General features: G+C 43.2%; 15 protein-coding genes. All 15 read right to left on the bottom strand.

The window, feature by feature from the left end:
* Positions 1 to 9 precede the first annotated feature (9 nt).
* On the bottom strand, positions 10 to 954 hold the full coding sequence (locus tag J7E81_RS23520; RefSeq protein ID WP_215046069.1) for an MBL fold metallo-hydrolase: 945 nt from the start codon (positions 952 to 954) through the stop codon (positions 10 to 12).
* A 173-nt stretch (positions 955 to 1,127) separates the two neighbouring features.
* Positions 1,128 to 2,342, bottom strand: a complete 1,215-nt coding sequence (locus tag J7E81_RS23525) for an ABC transporter substrate-binding protein (RefSeq protein ID WP_215046071.1) — start codon at positions 2,340 to 2,342, stop codon at positions 1,128 to 1,130.
* Positions 2,343 to 2,454: 112 nt separating this feature from the next.
* Positions 2,455 to 3,162 (bottom strand): ABC transporter ATP-binding protein, encoded by a 708-nt coding sequence (locus J7E81_RS23530; RefSeq protein ID WP_215046073.1) that lies wholly within the window; start codon positions 3,160 to 3,162, stop codon positions 2,455 to 2,457.
* Positions 3,155 to 3,922, bottom strand: coding sequence for an ABC transporter ATP-binding protein (locus J7E81_RS23535; RefSeq protein ID WP_215046075.1), 768 nt, complete (start codon positions 3,920 to 3,922; stop codon positions 3,155 to 3,157). The genes J7E81_RS23530 and J7E81_RS23535 overlap by 8 nt, the downstream gene beginning before the upstream one ends.
* A 1-nt stretch (position 3,923) precedes the next feature.
* Positions 3,924 to 4,943, bottom strand: a complete 1,020-nt coding sequence (locus J7E81_RS23540; protein WP_215046077.1) for a branched-chain amino acid ABC transporter permease — start codon at positions 4,941 to 4,943, stop codon at positions 3,924 to 3,926.
* Positions 4,940 to 5,806: a branched-chain amino acid ABC transporter permease gene (locus J7E81_RS23545; protein ID WP_215046079.1), complete on the bottom strand. Its 867-nt coding sequence runs from the start codon at positions 5,804 to 5,806 to the stop codon at positions 4,940 to 4,942. The genes J7E81_RS23540 and J7E81_RS23545 overlap by 4 nt, the downstream gene beginning before the upstream one ends.
* An 86-nt stretch (positions 5,807 to 5,892) precedes the next feature.
* Positions 5,893 to 7,560 (bottom strand): long-chain fatty acid--CoA ligase, encoded by a 1,668-nt coding sequence (locus J7E81_RS23550; RefSeq protein ID WP_215046081.1) that lies wholly within the window; start codon positions 7,558 to 7,560, stop codon positions 5,893 to 5,895.
* A gap of 17 nt (positions 7,561 to 7,577) precedes the next feature.
* Positions 7,578 to 8,162, bottom strand: coding sequence for a TetR/AcrR family transcriptional regulator (locus J7E81_RS23555; RefSeq protein WP_215046083.1), 585 nt, complete (start codon positions 8,160 to 8,162; stop codon positions 7,578 to 7,580).
* Positions 8,163 to 8,249: 87 nt separating this feature from the next.
* Positions 8,250 to 9,422: a thiolase family protein gene (locus J7E81_RS23560; RefSeq protein ID WP_215046085.1), complete on the bottom strand. Its 1,173-nt coding sequence runs from the start codon at positions 9,420 to 9,422 to the stop codon at positions 8,250 to 8,252.
* Positions 9,423 to 9,625: 203 nt separating this feature from the next.
* The gene (locus J7E81_RS23565; protein WP_215046087.1) at positions 9,626 to 10,399 is read right to left on the bottom strand and encodes an SDR family oxidoreductase; all 774 of its coding nucleotides are present in this window, start codon (positions 10,397 to 10,399) and stop codon (positions 9,626 to 9,628) included.
* 22 nt (positions 10,400 to 10,421) lie between these two features.
* Entirely contained in the window at positions 10,422 to 11,627 is a 1,206-nt protein-coding gene (locus tag J7E81_RS23570) for an acyl-CoA dehydrogenase family protein (RefSeq protein WP_215046089.1), read from the bottom strand.
* Between the two features lie 112 nt (positions 11,628 to 11,739).
* Positions 11,740 to 12,921 carry a thiolase family protein gene (locus tag J7E81_RS23575; RefSeq protein WP_215046091.1) on the bottom strand — a complete coding sequence of 394 codons (1,182 nt, stop codon included), beginning with the start codon at positions 12,919 to 12,921 and terminating at the stop codon, positions 11,740 to 11,742.
* 23 nt (positions 12,922 to 12,944) lie between these two features.
* Positions 12,945 to 14,093: an acyl-CoA dehydrogenase family protein gene (locus J7E81_RS23580; protein ID WP_215046093.1), complete on the bottom strand. Its 1,149-nt coding sequence runs from the start codon at positions 14,091 to 14,093 to the stop codon at positions 12,945 to 12,947.
* Between the two features lie 114 nt (positions 14,094 to 14,207).
* Positions 14,208 to 15,119, bottom strand: a complete 912-nt coding sequence (locus J7E81_RS23585; protein ID WP_215046095.1) for a ketopantoate reductase family protein — start codon at positions 15,117 to 15,119, stop codon at positions 14,208 to 14,210.
* Between the two features lie 65 nt (positions 15,120 to 15,184).
* Complete coding sequence (locus tag J7E81_RS23590; RefSeq protein ID WP_215046097.1) at positions 15,185 to 15,952, bottom strand: class II aldolase/adducin family protein; 768 nt, start codon at positions 15,950 to 15,952, stop codon at positions 15,185 to 15,187.
* Between the last annotated feature and the right edge of the window lie 39 nt (positions 15,953 to 15,991).

Here is a 15,991-nt window from a genome sequence, read left to right on the forward strand (position 1 = left end):
TGAATCTCTCTAAATAGCAAAATACTCTGTGATCAATTCATTTTGTACTGAGCTGACCTTATGTCTCACTTCCAACAAATCTAAATGCCCTTGAATTTGCGACAAACCTAAAAAGATCGTCTTCCCCTTTAACCGAGGGTACATCACTGTACATATTTCAAAAATACTTTTTCTAGTTTTAGCGAGAATAGCTAAAATCTGTTCGCAGCGTTTTTCCTGCTCCTGCAGTCTTGTTTGAATTAAATCAATATGATTAGTAAAGGGCTCGCCATGACCAGGGTAAATGGTTTTCAGTGGAAGCCGGCTGATTTTTTCAAGCGAGTTTCGGTATTGTAGTAACGGTTTAGGTCGTTCTTCACCGACTGATTGCGCCGGTTCAATAAAGGCGTTAACCGAAAAAGCTCTTATTAAATGGTCACCTGCAAAGGCATCCCCTGTTTCACGGTTCCAAATTAAGATGTCCGATTGACTGTGTCCCGGAACGTGAATCACTTCGAAACCTTTGCCTCCTATTATTACTGTGTCACCATCATTAACATACATTACATTTCTCCAGGTTTCCTCGTTATAACGGCGTTGAATGATGTGCTTAGTAGGATCGGCCCCGCATGATAGCAAAAACCGCTGAAAAAACTGCTGGTCTCTATTAAACTTATCGATACCTGTATTGATCGATCCTTTAGCCTGTTCATGGACAAAAATGGGGATATCCGTTTCCTCTTGAATGTAGGGTATGCCTCCCGCATGATCAATATGAATGTGGGTAAGGATGATCTGGTCTAAATCATTAAAGGTAACGCTGTGTTTATGTAGTTTTGTCTTTAGTTGTTGAAAGGACTCTTTGCCGGGATTCCCTGTATCTATTAAGGTGATGGTATCGCCAATAGCTAAAAAGGCATTGACTGTTCCTTCGGCGAAGTCGGTTTCCAATACTAGGGGAATAATTTCTAACAAAAGAAGCTCCTCCCTTCTGTAATCACTATAGGCCCTATCTGCTAACAAAATTATATATGTTTATTGAACTACTATTATGATTAGGTCAAATCAGCTCCCGGCGATATAATCTCCCCCCTCGTAGACTACTAGAGGGGGAGAGATACCAACTAATTGTTGTAAAAGCCCAGCTACTATTTTGGCACCTTAATAGGGACAATTTTTCCATCTTCAATTGCGGCAACCTCTAAATCACCATCAAAACCGCCGCCGGAAAATTTACTAAATTGATAGATTCTTACATTCTCGGGTATATTACTTACGCCATCCTGCATATGCGCTTGAATCTTTTCAGCGTCATCTACCGAACCGGCAGCTTTCATTGCCTCGACAAAGATATACGTTGCAATATAATTGAGTCCAGCTTCGGAACCTGGGTTCTCACCAAATTCTTCCTTATATTTTTTCACGAAATCAGGAATCGCCTCACTATTTGTTGATTCTACTAACGGCATAACACCAATTGAGCCGTTTAAGAGATCATAAGAACCAGTTACTGCCTTCATTTCATCAAATTTTGCCTGGTCCATTACAATGAAACCGCCTTTAAATCCAAGTTCCCTTGCCTGCTTCGCTACTTTGGCGGTTGGTTCAGAGGCACCACCAATAAATAACACATCCGGCTTTCCCTTTAAGGCATTCGTAACGGTTGTAAAGAAATCTGTTTCCTTAGCAAAATCAATCGAACTATTGTAAACGACTTTTCCGCCTTTTTTTTCCCAGTAGGCCTTCAGTTTAGTAGACCAATCTTTTCCGTATTGGGAGGAGGTTGGAAGAAAGGCAATCTTCTTTCCAAACTTTTTCATGGAGTAGTCTGTAAATGGTTTTAAATAGCCATCATACCGAGGTGGAATGCGAACTGTCAGATTGTTGCCAACCTCTGACACCTTTGGCTCACTTGTGTATGCTCCTATTAAAAATTTATCTTGTTGATTAAAAACCTGGAGAGCAAATACTCCGCCAGAGTGCGGGGTGAAAATAATCGGTGTTTTATTTTCCTGAATAAGTCTCTTGGCGTTGGCACCGGCTTCATTTGGTAAATATTTATCATCCAATGAAACGATATTTAATTTGTATTTTTTTCCGCCGACTTCAAATCCGCCTTCGTTGTTAATCTCATCAGCCGCCATTTTCACCCCATTTAAAGTGCGCTTTCCATAGAAGGCTGCGGGTCCACTTAGCGGCCCCGTATAACCAATGTTTACCGTTCCTGCAGCTTCTGTTTTACTGCTGCCAGTACTAGATAGTTTGGTGTTAGCTGTTTGCTCATCTTTGCTGCTGCAAGCTGCCAAACTGAAAATCACGAAAAAGATTACTGTCCTCATTAAAAGAGAGTTCATTCTTTTCATTCATTTTCCCCCTTCTACTTTTTCAAACTTGAAAAACAGTTAAAAAATGTAATTTCTTCATCCCCCCCTTTACTAGGTAGTGTTTATTGTGAAATAGTAATCCCCAAAATCCTTAGGCACCAATGTAAGCTTTTCTTACCTCATCATTGGCGAACAATTCCTCAGATGTGCCATTTAGTACAATTGTACCGCTTTCAAAAACATACCCTTTATCGGCAATTTTTAAGGCGGCATTCGCGTTTTGTTCAGCCAAGAGAATGGTAGTTCCCTCCTGATTAATCCGCTGAATCACCTCAAACATCTGCTCGACAATCAAAGGAGCAAGCCCCACCGATGGCTCATCAAGGAGCATCAGCTTAGGTTTTGACATCAGCGTTCTCCCAATAGCGAGCATCTGCTGCTGGCCGCCGCTAAGCGAACCAGCTGCATCATTTCTTTTTTCCTTTAAAATGGGAAATAGTTCATATACATGTTCAAGTGACTGTTTCAATTCCTCTCTTTTACGGCGGTGTACAAAAGCACCCATTTTCAGATTTTCCTGCACCGACATGGCCGAAAACAATTTCCTTCCTTCCGGACATTGACCGATTCCAAGCTGGACAATTTGATCTGCAGAGCGCCTGTTTATTTTTCTAGCGTTAAAAACAATTTCCCCCTTAGCGGGCTTGTTAAGACCGCTGATCGCCCGAAATACTGTGCTTTTTCCGGCACCATTGGCACCGAGCAGTACAACGATTTCCCCAGCCTTGACTTCTATATTCACATCATGAATGGCTGTAAAGCTGCCATATTTAACAAAGATATTTTTTAAACTAAGCAATGGCGCTTCCCCCTAAATATGCTTTAATCACCGTTTCATTACTGCGGATTTCTTCCGGTCTGCCTTCTGCAATTTTCTCTCCGTAGTTAAGTACCATAATTTTATCGGCAATCTTCATAATCATTTGCATCTTGTGTTCAATCAGGCAAACCGTAATCCCCTTACCAGCCATTTTTTTCATTAGCTCGGCCAGCCCTTCTGTTTCATCAGGGTTGACTCCTGCCGCCGGTTCATCGAGAAAAACAATATCCGGGTTGGTTGCTAAGGCTAGCGCAAATGCTGTCCGTTTTTTCTCCTCTTGTGTTAAATTACCGACCAATTTATTCGCTGCATTTTTTAATTCAACAAATTCTAGTACTTCCATAGCTTTTTCACGGCATTGGGCCTCCTCCCTCTTTAAACGCGTGGTACGTAAAATGGCGTCTATTAAGTTGGATTTAGTCCGTAGGCGGTGGCCGACAATAACATTATCCAGTACTGTTGATTTTTCAAATAGATTGGTAGTTTGAAATGTCCTGGCCACACCCAACTCCGCTATTTTATTGGAAGGCAAACTAGAAATATCCTGCCCCTTATAAATAACCTGGCCTGAACTTGGGCGATGAAATCCACTAATTAAATTGAAAAAAGTGGACTTACCTGCACCATTGGGACCGATGATGGCATTAATTTTCCCTTGTTCGATTGTAAAATCAACATTATTTACCGCGACTAAACCACCGAACCGTTTGGTTAAATTCCTTGTTTCCAAAAAATTCATCCTATCCCTCCTTAACTTGCTTTTCAGGAAGGAGCTCCGTCTGGAGATATGATTTTCCCCTTGCCCGTTCTTTCTTTGCCTTCCGATTTGTATTCCAGGTTGAGACTGCCCCGACAAGTCCGCGTGGATAAAAAATAATCAGCAATGTTAACACAGGACCAAAGATAAGCATCCTGTTCTCTTGGAAATCCTGCAGGTATTGTGAGAGCCATACAATGATCAGTGTTCCAATAATCGGACCACTCAACGTTCCGATTCCGCCTACTAATAAGTAGGTAAGTAAATCGAAGGTAATAGAAATGGAGCCTATATCCGGCCCGATGAACCGGACAAATGAAGCATAAAGGGCTCCTGAAAGACCAGCAAACAAGGTGGATAAAACAAATACCGTCAATTTGTTTTTCATCGTTGATATCCCGATCGTCTGGGCCAATTCTTCGCTATTTCTTATGGCGATATAGGTTCTTCCAGATAAGGAATGAATAATTCGGTACATGATGAGAACAACCAGGAGCAGAAAAAACAGGACAAGATAATAATAGGAAACCTCGGTTTCAAAGGTAATCGGCCCGATACCCGCAGGTGCCGGTATTCCAATCAGCCCTCGAACTCCTTCCGTTAAACTTTCCCATTTATCAATTACAAGATAGATAATATATCCGAGGCAGAGTGTATAGATGGCAAAAAAATGTTCCTTTGTCCTTAATGCGATTAATCCGACGAACAGTCCTATTAAACTTGTAATCAACAGTGATAATAGAAACGCCAGCCAGAAATTCATTCCAGCTTTAACCGTTAAGATGCCTAATGAATATGCGCCAATCGCAAAGAAACCAGCATGTGCCAATGATAGATATCCGGTATAACCCGCCAACAGGTTTAAACCATATACACCTATCATCCAGATGAAGGATGTGGTCATGATGTGGATCAAATAATTGTTGTCCGTTAGTAGTGGAAAAATGAAGGTAAGGAGAATGCATGCAATAATAATATTTCTTTTCGTCAATGCTTTTATCATGAATGGCCCCCCTTCGAAAACAGACCGGTTGGCTTAACTGTTAATATAATGACAAGGATTACGAACGCAATAATGTCCTTATAGTCGTTGGAAATATAGGTCGCCCCTAGGCTTTCACTAAAGCCTAATATATAACCGCCCACAATTGCTCCCGGAATACTTCCCATCCCCCCAAGGATGATAATTACAAAGGCTTTTAGAATAACCAGTTGACCCATTCCCGGAAATACTAGGTTAATAGGGGCTGAGAGAGAGGCAGCAATCGCCGCTAAACCACCTGAAATCATAAAGGTGAGCATTGCCACTTTGGTGGTGTTGATGCCAACAAGATTGGCTCCTTCTCGGTTTTGTGACATGGCAATTATTGTCGAACCAATAAAGGTCTTTTTTAAGAACAGATATAGTAGAAGCATGACCACCAGCGCAGCCACTACAATGAGGATTCGCTGCATTGTAATCGTTAATCCAAGAATGTGTAAAACCTGCCCGTAGGGTGTGGACATACTTTGGTATTCAGCACCCCAATAATACTGAGCAAAAGCTTCCAAAAATAATAGAATTCCAATGGCAGCTATTTTATCATGGATGGGCGGGGCCTCCCGAAGGGGATGAAAAACTAATCGTTCCATTAATACACCGATAAGGCCAACCAAAATGATTGAGATGAAAATGGCGATCCAATAATGGAGACCGAATTTTGTCATCATCATCAGGGTTATGTATCCTCCCATCATGTATAATGCTCCATGAGCAAAATTTGGAATATGCAAAATTCCATAAACTAACGTTAAACCAAGTGCTACGAGTGCATAAACACTTCCAATCGTTAATCCATTAAACAACTGCTGAATAAAAATCTCCATAGCTCTCCCCCTTTGTATTATTAAACGGCTTGTGAGGAGCCTTCCTAATGCGGCCTGCTCCCCACATGATGAGGAAACTATTTACGTTAATTTTGCGCTTTTACCTTCTCCTCTTCCTGAAGGGTGCGCCATAAAATCTTACCGCTTGATGTCATTGGGAATTGCTTTCTAAATTCAATCTTCCTAGGGTATTTATAAGCGGCCATATGCTGCTTTGCCCATTCAATGATTTCATCCTCGTTAATTTCCCCTTCAAATCCCTCATTTAAAATAACAAACGCTTTGACGGTTTCGCCTCTTCTTGGATCAGGGACACCCACAACACACGCCTGTTGAATCGCCGGATGTTTATACAGGTAGGATTCTACTTCTGTTGGCCAAACTTTGAAACCCGAGGCATTTATCATTCTTTTTACCCGGTCCACAATGAAGAAATATCCCTCTTCGTCATAACGGCCAATATCGCCTGTTCTAAAAAACATTTTCCCTTCTATATCAATAAACGAGTTTCTATTTTCGTCATCGCGGTTATAATAACCGACCATTACCTGTGGCCCGTTCACTATGATTTCACCGACTTCTCCTACACCAAGTTCTTTCCCAGTGGCTGGTTCTATGACTCTGGCATCCACATCAAAGGATGGAATCCCAAGACATTGCATTTTTGGCCGATCAGGAGGATTAAAATGGGTCTGGGCAATAGTTTCAGATAGGCCATATCCTTCGACAAACCGTAATCCTGATAGATTAAACAATTTTTCACCAACCGCCTCCGGTAAAGCTGCGCCCCCACCTGAAATAGAGGTTAATGTAGCAATATCCTCCTTCTTCAGGTTAGGATTGGCCAGAAAGTCGACGATCATTGTGGCAATTGTCACCCAATGGGTACAGCCTAAATTTTTAATCAATTCCACGGCTGCATTGCGGTTCCATCTGGTTAAAATGACCATTGTACTGCCGCTAAAAATTGGCATGTGCATACTATGAACCATACCGGTTACGTGGAAGAGCGGCAGTGTCATTAAATGCACGGCATTAGGAGTGGTTGAAGACCAGTGATATGCCCCCACCGTGTTGGCATTAACTGTCCGGTTTGTATGCATACAGCCTTTTGGCAATCCCGTGGTTCCGGAAGTGTATGGCATGCAGGCAATGTCGTCTCCCTTGGCTGTACGTTCAGATGGGGTTAGGTCGGCAGCAATTGCCTGATTCCATAGAAAGTGTCCTGGCTTCGTAAAATTGATTCTAGGTGCCTCCACTTCCTTTGGCAGCATTTCTTCAAACCCATCACCTGCATAATCGGAATAGGCTGCGATGACCAAATTTTCTAAGGAAGTTTTCCCGAACAGTGGGCCGACACTGTCGATTAATTCTTGGCCGGCTAGTGCTGTATGGATTTCACAATCGCGCACATAAAATTCTAGTTCATCAGCAACCAGCATAGGATTAATCGGTACGACAACAGCATTGGCTCTGAGAATCGCATAATAACCAATCACAAACTGCGGTGAGTTCTGCATAAAGAGCAAGACCTTATCACCCGGACGCACTCCAAGCTTGTGCTCTAGGTATCCTGCGAGCGCATTTACCTCTGCATCCAACTGCTCATATGTTATTTTGTTGCCATAGTAAAAAATAGCATCCTGATCCGGATAACGGTTTGCACTTACTTTGAGGTTGTCATACAGAGAAGTGGAGGGAACTATTAAAGATTTAGTGATTTTAGGCCAGAATTCATAATGAAGAGTTACCATGACATATCTCCTTATTTTTAGTTATTGTAAACGCTGCCATTTTTATAAATGCCGTTAAGAATCATATTGACGAATATCTCGACAACTTGTTCTTCAGAAACCTCTCCATCGGGGTTAAACCAGTAATAACTCCAATTCGTAATCCCGAGTATCCCCATTGTGATAATATCGGGATGTAATCCTTGCTTGAATTCACTCTGCTGGATGGCATCCTCGATTAACTTTTGGGTATTTTTGCGAAATTCAGTTCTTTTTTCCTTTATTTCATTAATATATTTATCACTTAAATGCCGCATTTCTCTTGTAAAAATACGGGCACTCTGCCGCTTGGTTCTTATATTTCGTATCAACAGCCGAACAATTTCATATAGTTTTTGAGTACAAGTGGTCTTATGGTTTTGTATGATTTCTTCCTGCTCCTGTACAAGTCCTTCGATATAAATAAGATGGATATCCTTAAGCAGCTCTTCTTTACTGTCAAAATAATAGTAAAAGGTCCCCTTCGTCACTCCCAGCAATTGAACAATATCCTGCACAGATGTTGATTTAAATCCATTTTGATCAAACAACTGGATCCCTGTTTCTATTAATTTATGCTTCATAGGATTGTTCCTTTCGGCTATGCGCCGGGAGGAACACCACCGTGTCCTCCTGCAAAGCGCTAATTAGGTGCCTTTTGGATAGAATAGCTATTCGCGTTCAATGATGGTGGCGATTCCCTGACCGCCGCCGATACAAGCTGTTATCAGGGCAAATCGACCACCGGACCTCTGTAATTCATAGACTGCTTTGGTAACGAGGATTGCACCGGTTGCCCCGAGCGGGTGTCCATGGGCAATTGCTCCGCCGTTAACATTAACCTTTTCTAGATCCATTTCTAGTTCTCGGTTACAGGCTAGAACTTGAGCGGCGAAGGCTTCGTTAATTTCAATTACATCCATCTCTGCTAAAGGGAGGCCGGATATTTTCAGCACCTTTTTAACGGCAGGTACAGGTCCAATTCCCATAATATTCGGGTCAACTCCAGCAACTGCATAGTCGCGGATAACTGCCAGCGGTGTTAGTTTTAACTCTTCGGCCTTTTCCCTCGACATGATAACAAGGGCTGATGCGGCATCATTTAAGCCTGAGCTATTGCCTGCTGTCACTGTTCCGCCTTTTTTAAATGCGGACGGGAGTGCTGCTAAGGCATCTAAGGTTGTTTTCGGCCTTGGATGTTCGTCTGTATTAAAAACAATCGGCTGCTCGCTCTTTTTAACCGGGATAGTAATGGGAACTATTTGTTCATTAAAGCGACCCTCAGCTATGGCTCGAGCCATCCGCTGTTGGCTTTGATAGGCAAATTGATCTTGTTCTTCTCTGGTAATTCCGTATTTTTCAACCAGGTTTTCAGCGGTAATGCCCATTGGCGGGTCGCCAACTTCTTTTGGTGAGAGCTGCGATTTGCGAAAGCTCGGCGGCATCGGACTAAATGGTTTTTCAGGGCGGTCCATTAGATACGGCGCCCTGCTCATGCTTTCAGTTCCCCCGGCAATATACACATCCCCGTCTCCCGCACGGATAGCTTGTGCAGCAAGATTGATTGCGTTGATTCCTGAGCCGCACTGTCTATCAACGGTTAGTCCCGGTAAATCGATGGATAGCCCTGTCTGTAAGGCTGTTAATCTAGCAATATTCCCTCCGCCGGAGAGAACGTTGCCAAAAATAACATCATCAATAATTTCGGGATTTATATTTGCTCTTTTTACTGCTTCCTTGATCACTTCTGCCCCAAGTATATGGGCAGGCACACTTGCTAAGGCGCTTCCTTGTCTGCCAATAGCAGTCCGGACCGCTGAAACGATGACTGCATCTCTTTTCATTTAACCGTTCTCCCCCTACAATAAATTGTTTTGACTTCCGCCAGAATGTTTTTTTATAGTAACTTCTAAGCGACCTCCGAAGACCTTTTTTCTCTATTCCGCTCAATTAAGTATTTTTTAAAATAAAATCATCTCTCACAAATTGGTGCCTCTTTCGCAAATTGGTTCGGTCGAAGCGCAAGTTCTCTCATCAGGTCCACCAATTACATTGCATGCGCTCCGCCATCCACCACTAAAACATCTCCGGTCACAAAATCCGAAGCAGGGGATGCTAAAAACAAGGCGACCCCCTTCATATCTGTATCAGAGCCAAACTTTCGTAATGGTGTCCCCTCGAGAATCGCCTCCCCGCCTGAATCCAAGAGCCCTTTCGACATCTTCGTTGGGAAGAAACCAGGTGCAATCGCATTCACATAAATTCCTTTTGATCCCCATTTCACCGCCAAATCTTTCGTAAACGTAATTACTGCCCCTTTACTGGCGTTATAGCCTATCGCATTCATCACCTTTGGATTACTGCCTTTTAACCCGGCAACAGAGGCAATATTTATGATTTTTCCATAGTTCTTTTCGAGCATAACTTTCCCAACCGCCTGGGACATTAAGAACGTGCCCGTCACATTTACATTCATTACTTTTTGCCATGCCTCAAGCGGCATCTCCTCAACAGGTGACCCCCACGAAGCCCCGCTGTTATTAACGAGAATGTCAATCCGGCCAAACTTTTCAACTGTCCGTTCGACGACATTCCGGACATCCTCTGGGTTTGAGACATCACATTTCAAAGCAAGGCTTTCAACGCCAAGCTTTTTTAACCCTTCACTAACTTCCTCACACGCCTCCAGCTTACGAGAACAGACCACGACATGTGCCCCTGCCTCTGCAAATCCTTCGGCAATCTGCTGGCCAAGTCCCCTGCCGCCGCCTGTTACAATGGCCACTTTTCCTGTTAAATCAAACAGTTGTTTTACATGCATCGTTTATCCTCCTAATTAAATATCATCGATATTTCTTTAATTCATATCTGGCAATCGCCCGCTTATGGACTTCATCAGGACCATCAGCAAGTCTTAGCGTACGGATATTCGCCCAGCTTGCAGCAAGCGGTGTATCCTCACTTACTCCCGCAGCGCCAAATGCTTGAATCGCATGGTCAATAATTTTCAGCGCCATATTAGGGGCAATCACTTTAATCATCGCAATCTCTGCTTTAGCCTCTTTATTTCCAACCGTATCCATCATGTACGCTGCTTTCAGTGTTAGCAATCTAGCCTGTTCAATTTCAATTCTCGCCTCAGCAATCCATTCCTGGATAACACCCTGATCAGCGAGTCTTTTTCCGAAAGCAATCCGACTTTGTACGCGCTTACACAATTCCTCGAGCGCTCTTTCAGCTGCGCCAATGGTTCTCATACAATGGTGGATTCTCCCTGGTCCAAGACGGCCTTGGGCAATCGCAAAGCCCTTTCCTTCTCCCCAAAGCATATTAGAAGCAGGTACCCGGACATTTTTGTATTCGATTTCGGCATGACCATGCGGAGCGTGGGCATATCCAAACACTGGTAAAATTCTTTTAATCGTTACTCCTGGAGCATTTAAAGGAACTAGAATCATCGATTGCTGCTCATGGGCCGGTGCCGACGGATCATTTTTCCCCATGACAATCGCGATCTTACATCGGGGATCTCCTGCACCTGATGACCACCATTTCGTTCCGTTAATGACATATTCATCCCCATCACGTACAATGCTTGCTTGAATATTGGTCGCATCAGATGAAGCAACGTCAGGTTCCGTCATCGAAAAACAGGAACGGATTTCTCCGGCTAAAAGCGGCTTAAGCCATTGTTCTTTATGAGCTTCGGTCCCATAACGGACAAGGACCTCCATATTACCGGTGTCAGGTGCGGCACAATTGAACACTTCCGGGGCAATCGCCGAACGTCCCATAATTTCACAAAGCGGGGCGTATTCCAAGTTTGTAAGGCCGGCTCCATATTCACTTTCTGGTAAAAATAAATTCCATAATCCCTGTTGTTTCGCCTTTTCCTTAAGTTCCTCCATGATCGGTGGTATTTTCGAAAACGGATCATTTTTATCGATTTGCTCGTGATAGAGCTTTTCATTTGGGTATATATACTCATCCATAAATTCTGTCAGCTTATTTTGAAGCGCTTGGACCTTTTCGGAATAACTAAAATTCATCTATATCCCTCCTCCACATACCTACCAGTCAGTATGTTGTTAACCTCATCATAATGTAAATTTTCAGAATACTCAACAGGCAACCTTCCGACAATTTCCTCACTTAATCTATTTAAATTAACTCAATCATCATGGCCATGCCTTGGCCGCCTCCGACACATAGAGTGGCAATTCCTCTTTTTTGCTGCCGCCGGTTTAATTCGTTAAGTAAGGTGGTAAGAATCTTAGCACCAGTCGCTCCCAGTGGATGTCCTAATGCGATAGCACCGCCGTTCACATTTACCTTGTCTATATCCAGATTCAATGAACGGATCACAGCCAGAGCCTGCGAAGCAAAGGCTTCATTTAACTCGATCAAATCAATATCATCTAAATTATATTTAGTGCGTTCCAACAGCCTCCTGACCGCTGGTACAGGGCCAATTCCCATTACAGAAGGCGACACCCCAACGGCTGCCCAATCAACGATTCTCGCAAGGGGTTTCAAACCAAGTTTTTCGGCATGAAATGCTGATGTCAGCACAAGTGCAGCTGCCCCGTCATTTCGCCCACATGCATTCCCTGCGGTGACGGTGCCGTTTTCTTTAAAGACAGGTCGAAGTTTACTTAGTGCATCCAGGGTTGTTCCTGGCCGTGGATGTTCATCAATCGTAAAAGAAAACGAACTTTTTTTCCCTTTCACCACAACAGGAACAATCTCATCTTCAAACCGATTTTCTTGAAGGGCTCTCGCTGCTCGTTGCTGACTTTCAAAGGCAAATGCATCCTGATTTCTTCTAGAAATCGCGAATCTTTCGGCCACATTTTCAGCCGTTACCCCCATCCCGAGCTCATACCCGTAAATTTCACGCGGCTGCTGCCCCGCTTCTGTGTTTGAGTCTACGAGTTTGGCAGAATCGCCGCCAAAGCGGGCGTTTCTTAGATAAATAGGAGCATTGCTCATGCTCTCTGTTCCACCAGCAACAACGATTTCTGCCTGCCCACAGATAATCTGTTGTGCGGCTGAGGCAACGGCCTGCATTCCCGACGCACATAATCGGTTGATGGTAAAGGCCGGCGCAGATTCTCGAACCCCAGCCCTTAAGGAAGCCACCCTTGCTACGTTAGAAGATTCTGTTGATTGCCTGACCTCGCCTAATATCACCTCATCTACCTGGTCAGGAGTAAGTCCGGCCCTGGTAACAGCTTCTTTGATGACAATGGAAGCAAGTGAGCTGGAGTTCATATCTTTTAACGCACCGCCATACCTCCCGACCGGGGTACGAACGGCACTTAAAATGACAATATCCTTCATACACATCCCCCTAATTTACAAGATTAGCAGTACTCTTGTTCGAGCTGTGCCGCAATAATATTCTTCTGAATCTCCGAAGTACCCTCATAGATTCTTGTAATTCTAGCGTCCCGATAAAAGCGTTCAATTGGATAGTCTGCAATATAGCCTAATCCTCCGTGAATTTGAACCGCCTTGTCAGCTACTCTGTTGTAAACCTCTGACCCATAAAGCTTAAGCATGGCCGCTTCCTTAATAACCTTCATACCTTGGTCAACCATCCATGCTACACGGTAGGTGAATGAACGTAATGCCTCAATTTCAACTGCCATTTCAGCCAGCATATGACTTACAGCTTGATTGGTTATGATCGGCTTACCAAACTGAATCCGTTCTTTCGCATATCTTGTTGACATATCCAAGAGCTTTTGAGAGGATCCGAGATTACGAGAGGCCAATCCTGCGCGGCCGTTCGCTAAAATCTTTAATGCATTCACGTATCCTTGTCCTTCTACTCCCAGCACATTTTCCACGGGAACTTCACAGCCTTCAAAGATTAATTCTGCGGAATGTGATCCCTTTAAGCCCATTTTTTTCTCGACAGCACCTACTTGAAAGCCTGAGAAATCTTTTTCGATAATAAACGAGGTAATCCCTTTAGCTCCTTTGTCCGGGTCAGTTACAGCCATAACGGTAAAAACACTCGCTTCTGTTGCATTGGTAATATAATGCTTCAGACCGTTTAAAATGTATTTATCCCCTTTTTTTACAGCTGTTGTTTTTAAATTGGCGGCATTTGAACCGGCATCCGGCTCCGTTAAGGCAAATGCACCGATTTTATCCCCGCTTGCCATTTCAGGTAGATATTTTCGCTTTTGCTGTTCATTCCCCATTTCAACAATCCCAACAGACCCGATTCCGGTGTGAGCACCAATTAAAGTAGTATAGCCGTTATGTGTTTGCCCTATTTCCTCATATAAGGCACACTTTCCTACCATACCAATCCCCAGACCGCCATATTCTTCTGGAATGCTAAGTCCAAAGAGCCCCATTGCCTTCGAAAGATGAATAATCCGCTCCGGAATATTGTTCTCTTCTTCAATTTGGCTGGCAACAGCTTCAACCTCTGTTTGAATAAAATCTCTTACATTCTTTTTTAAAAAGAGTATGTCTTCATCTAGTTCAAAGTTCATCTCTACACCTCCGATTTACATTACATTTTCTAACGGAGCCGTCTTCTTGTTCCATCAGGGATGCTCGTATGGTATTTTCAAACTATTTATTTCAGCATTAGAAACGGTTTGTTCCTACTCTTTTCTAGTCTGGTAACTTAAAAGATGATAGATTGTTTTAAGAACAGGAGTGGCAATCTTATATTCTTCTCCTTTGTTTACGATATACCCACAGATGGATTCGAGCTCCAATGTTTTTCCGTTAAGCTTATCTTGGAGCATGGAGGGGTGGTGTTCTCTGGCTAGACTTCCTTGAGCAAAAATGGTTTCGTAAAAATTCTCCTCTATTTCGATGCCTGTGGCTCTGCCAACAGCGATCGCTTCATTACAAATCTTTAAAGCAGTCTCATGCAAGCCTTGATCATCAAATATCGCGGCGACCTTTGCCTCAATCAAAGCGGTTAACGGATTAAACGTGACATTCCAAAGTAACTTTTTCCACTTAACCATTAGGATATTGCTAGAAGGATTAGTAAGGATATATGCAGTATTAAATAATGTTGAAAGTTCGATGACTTTTTCTGATAGACGAGTGTCTAAAGCTCCAATAACTAGTCTTGGCGGGACGCCAATTTGTCTCACCACACCAGTTTCCGTCAAAATTGCTTGTATATATGTCGCCGAAGATAAAATCCGTTCTTTGCCAAAAATTTTTCTGAGTACTTCTTCATTATCTACACCGTTTTGAAGCGTCATTACTAGACATGATTCTTTTAGAAATGGTGCAAATCTATCTGCCACCTCGGTTGTATCGGTCGATTTCACACAAAATAAGAGCAGGTCAATATCTTGAAATGACTCGTAATATTCTGTGAACGTCCCATTTACTGTGAACGTCCCTGCCTCACTTTCAACTGTAAGACCTTCTGCCCGCATTCTTTCCAGCCTCTTTCCCCGTGCTAGAAACGTGACCTCATTTCCTGCCTTTTTCAATAAGGCACCAAAATAACCGCCAACTGCCCCGGTACCTGCGACACCAATTTTCATTCCCTTTCCTCCCGGTTATGTATGAATCTGATAAGAGGAATCCTTCATCCTTCCAGATTGCTCAATTACTCCAAAAGGTCCGGCTGTTCTTTCACAATCCGATTCCATAATGGCTGGAATTGAAACCAGCCCGCATTTGAAACTCCCACGGTTTCATAGGTTGCTCGTGCATTTTCAACATCGATTAAAATAGGCTTCCCTGCTGCTTCAGCCAGAAGCTGTGCCTGACACGAACGCTCCATCGTAATAAACCACCAAGCTGCTTCGTCCACAGACTTTCCAACTGTCAACAAGCCATGATTTCTTAGGATACATGCTTTATTGTTCCCGAGAGCTTTACCTATCCGTTTTCCTTCCTCAATTTCTAAAACAACACCAGTAAAATCATCATACAGGGAATGATCTTGATAAAACGCACAAGCATCTTGGGTGATGGGGTCAAGGAGGCGGCCAAGGGCAGACCATGATTTTCCATAAACAGAATGTGAATGAGCTGCTGCGATCACATCAGGACGTGCAGCGTGAACTTGAGAATGGATGGCAAAGGCAGCTCGGTTAACTGGATACTTCCCTTCCACGACCATCCCGTCATGGTTACAAAGAATTAAATCGGAGGCAGAAATTTGACTGAAGTGAACGCCAAACGGGTTCACCCAGAAGTGGTCCTTCAGCTCTGGATCACGTACAGTGATATGACCTGCCACTCCTTCATCAAAACCAAACTTAGAAAACAAGCGAAAGGCTGCAGCTAATTTTTGATTTAAATGGCGCCTTTCCTCCTCAAATGAAGAAAAAATGGGCGGATTATAGCTGGTTTTTAATTTCGTGAACATGGCATCACCCTTCTTTAATGTTTATCGTTTTTATATCGA

Source organism: Bacillus sp. ISL-18, assembly GCF_018613415.1.
Lineage (GTDB): Bacteria > Bacillota > Bacilli > Bacillales > Cytobacillaceae > Neobacillus.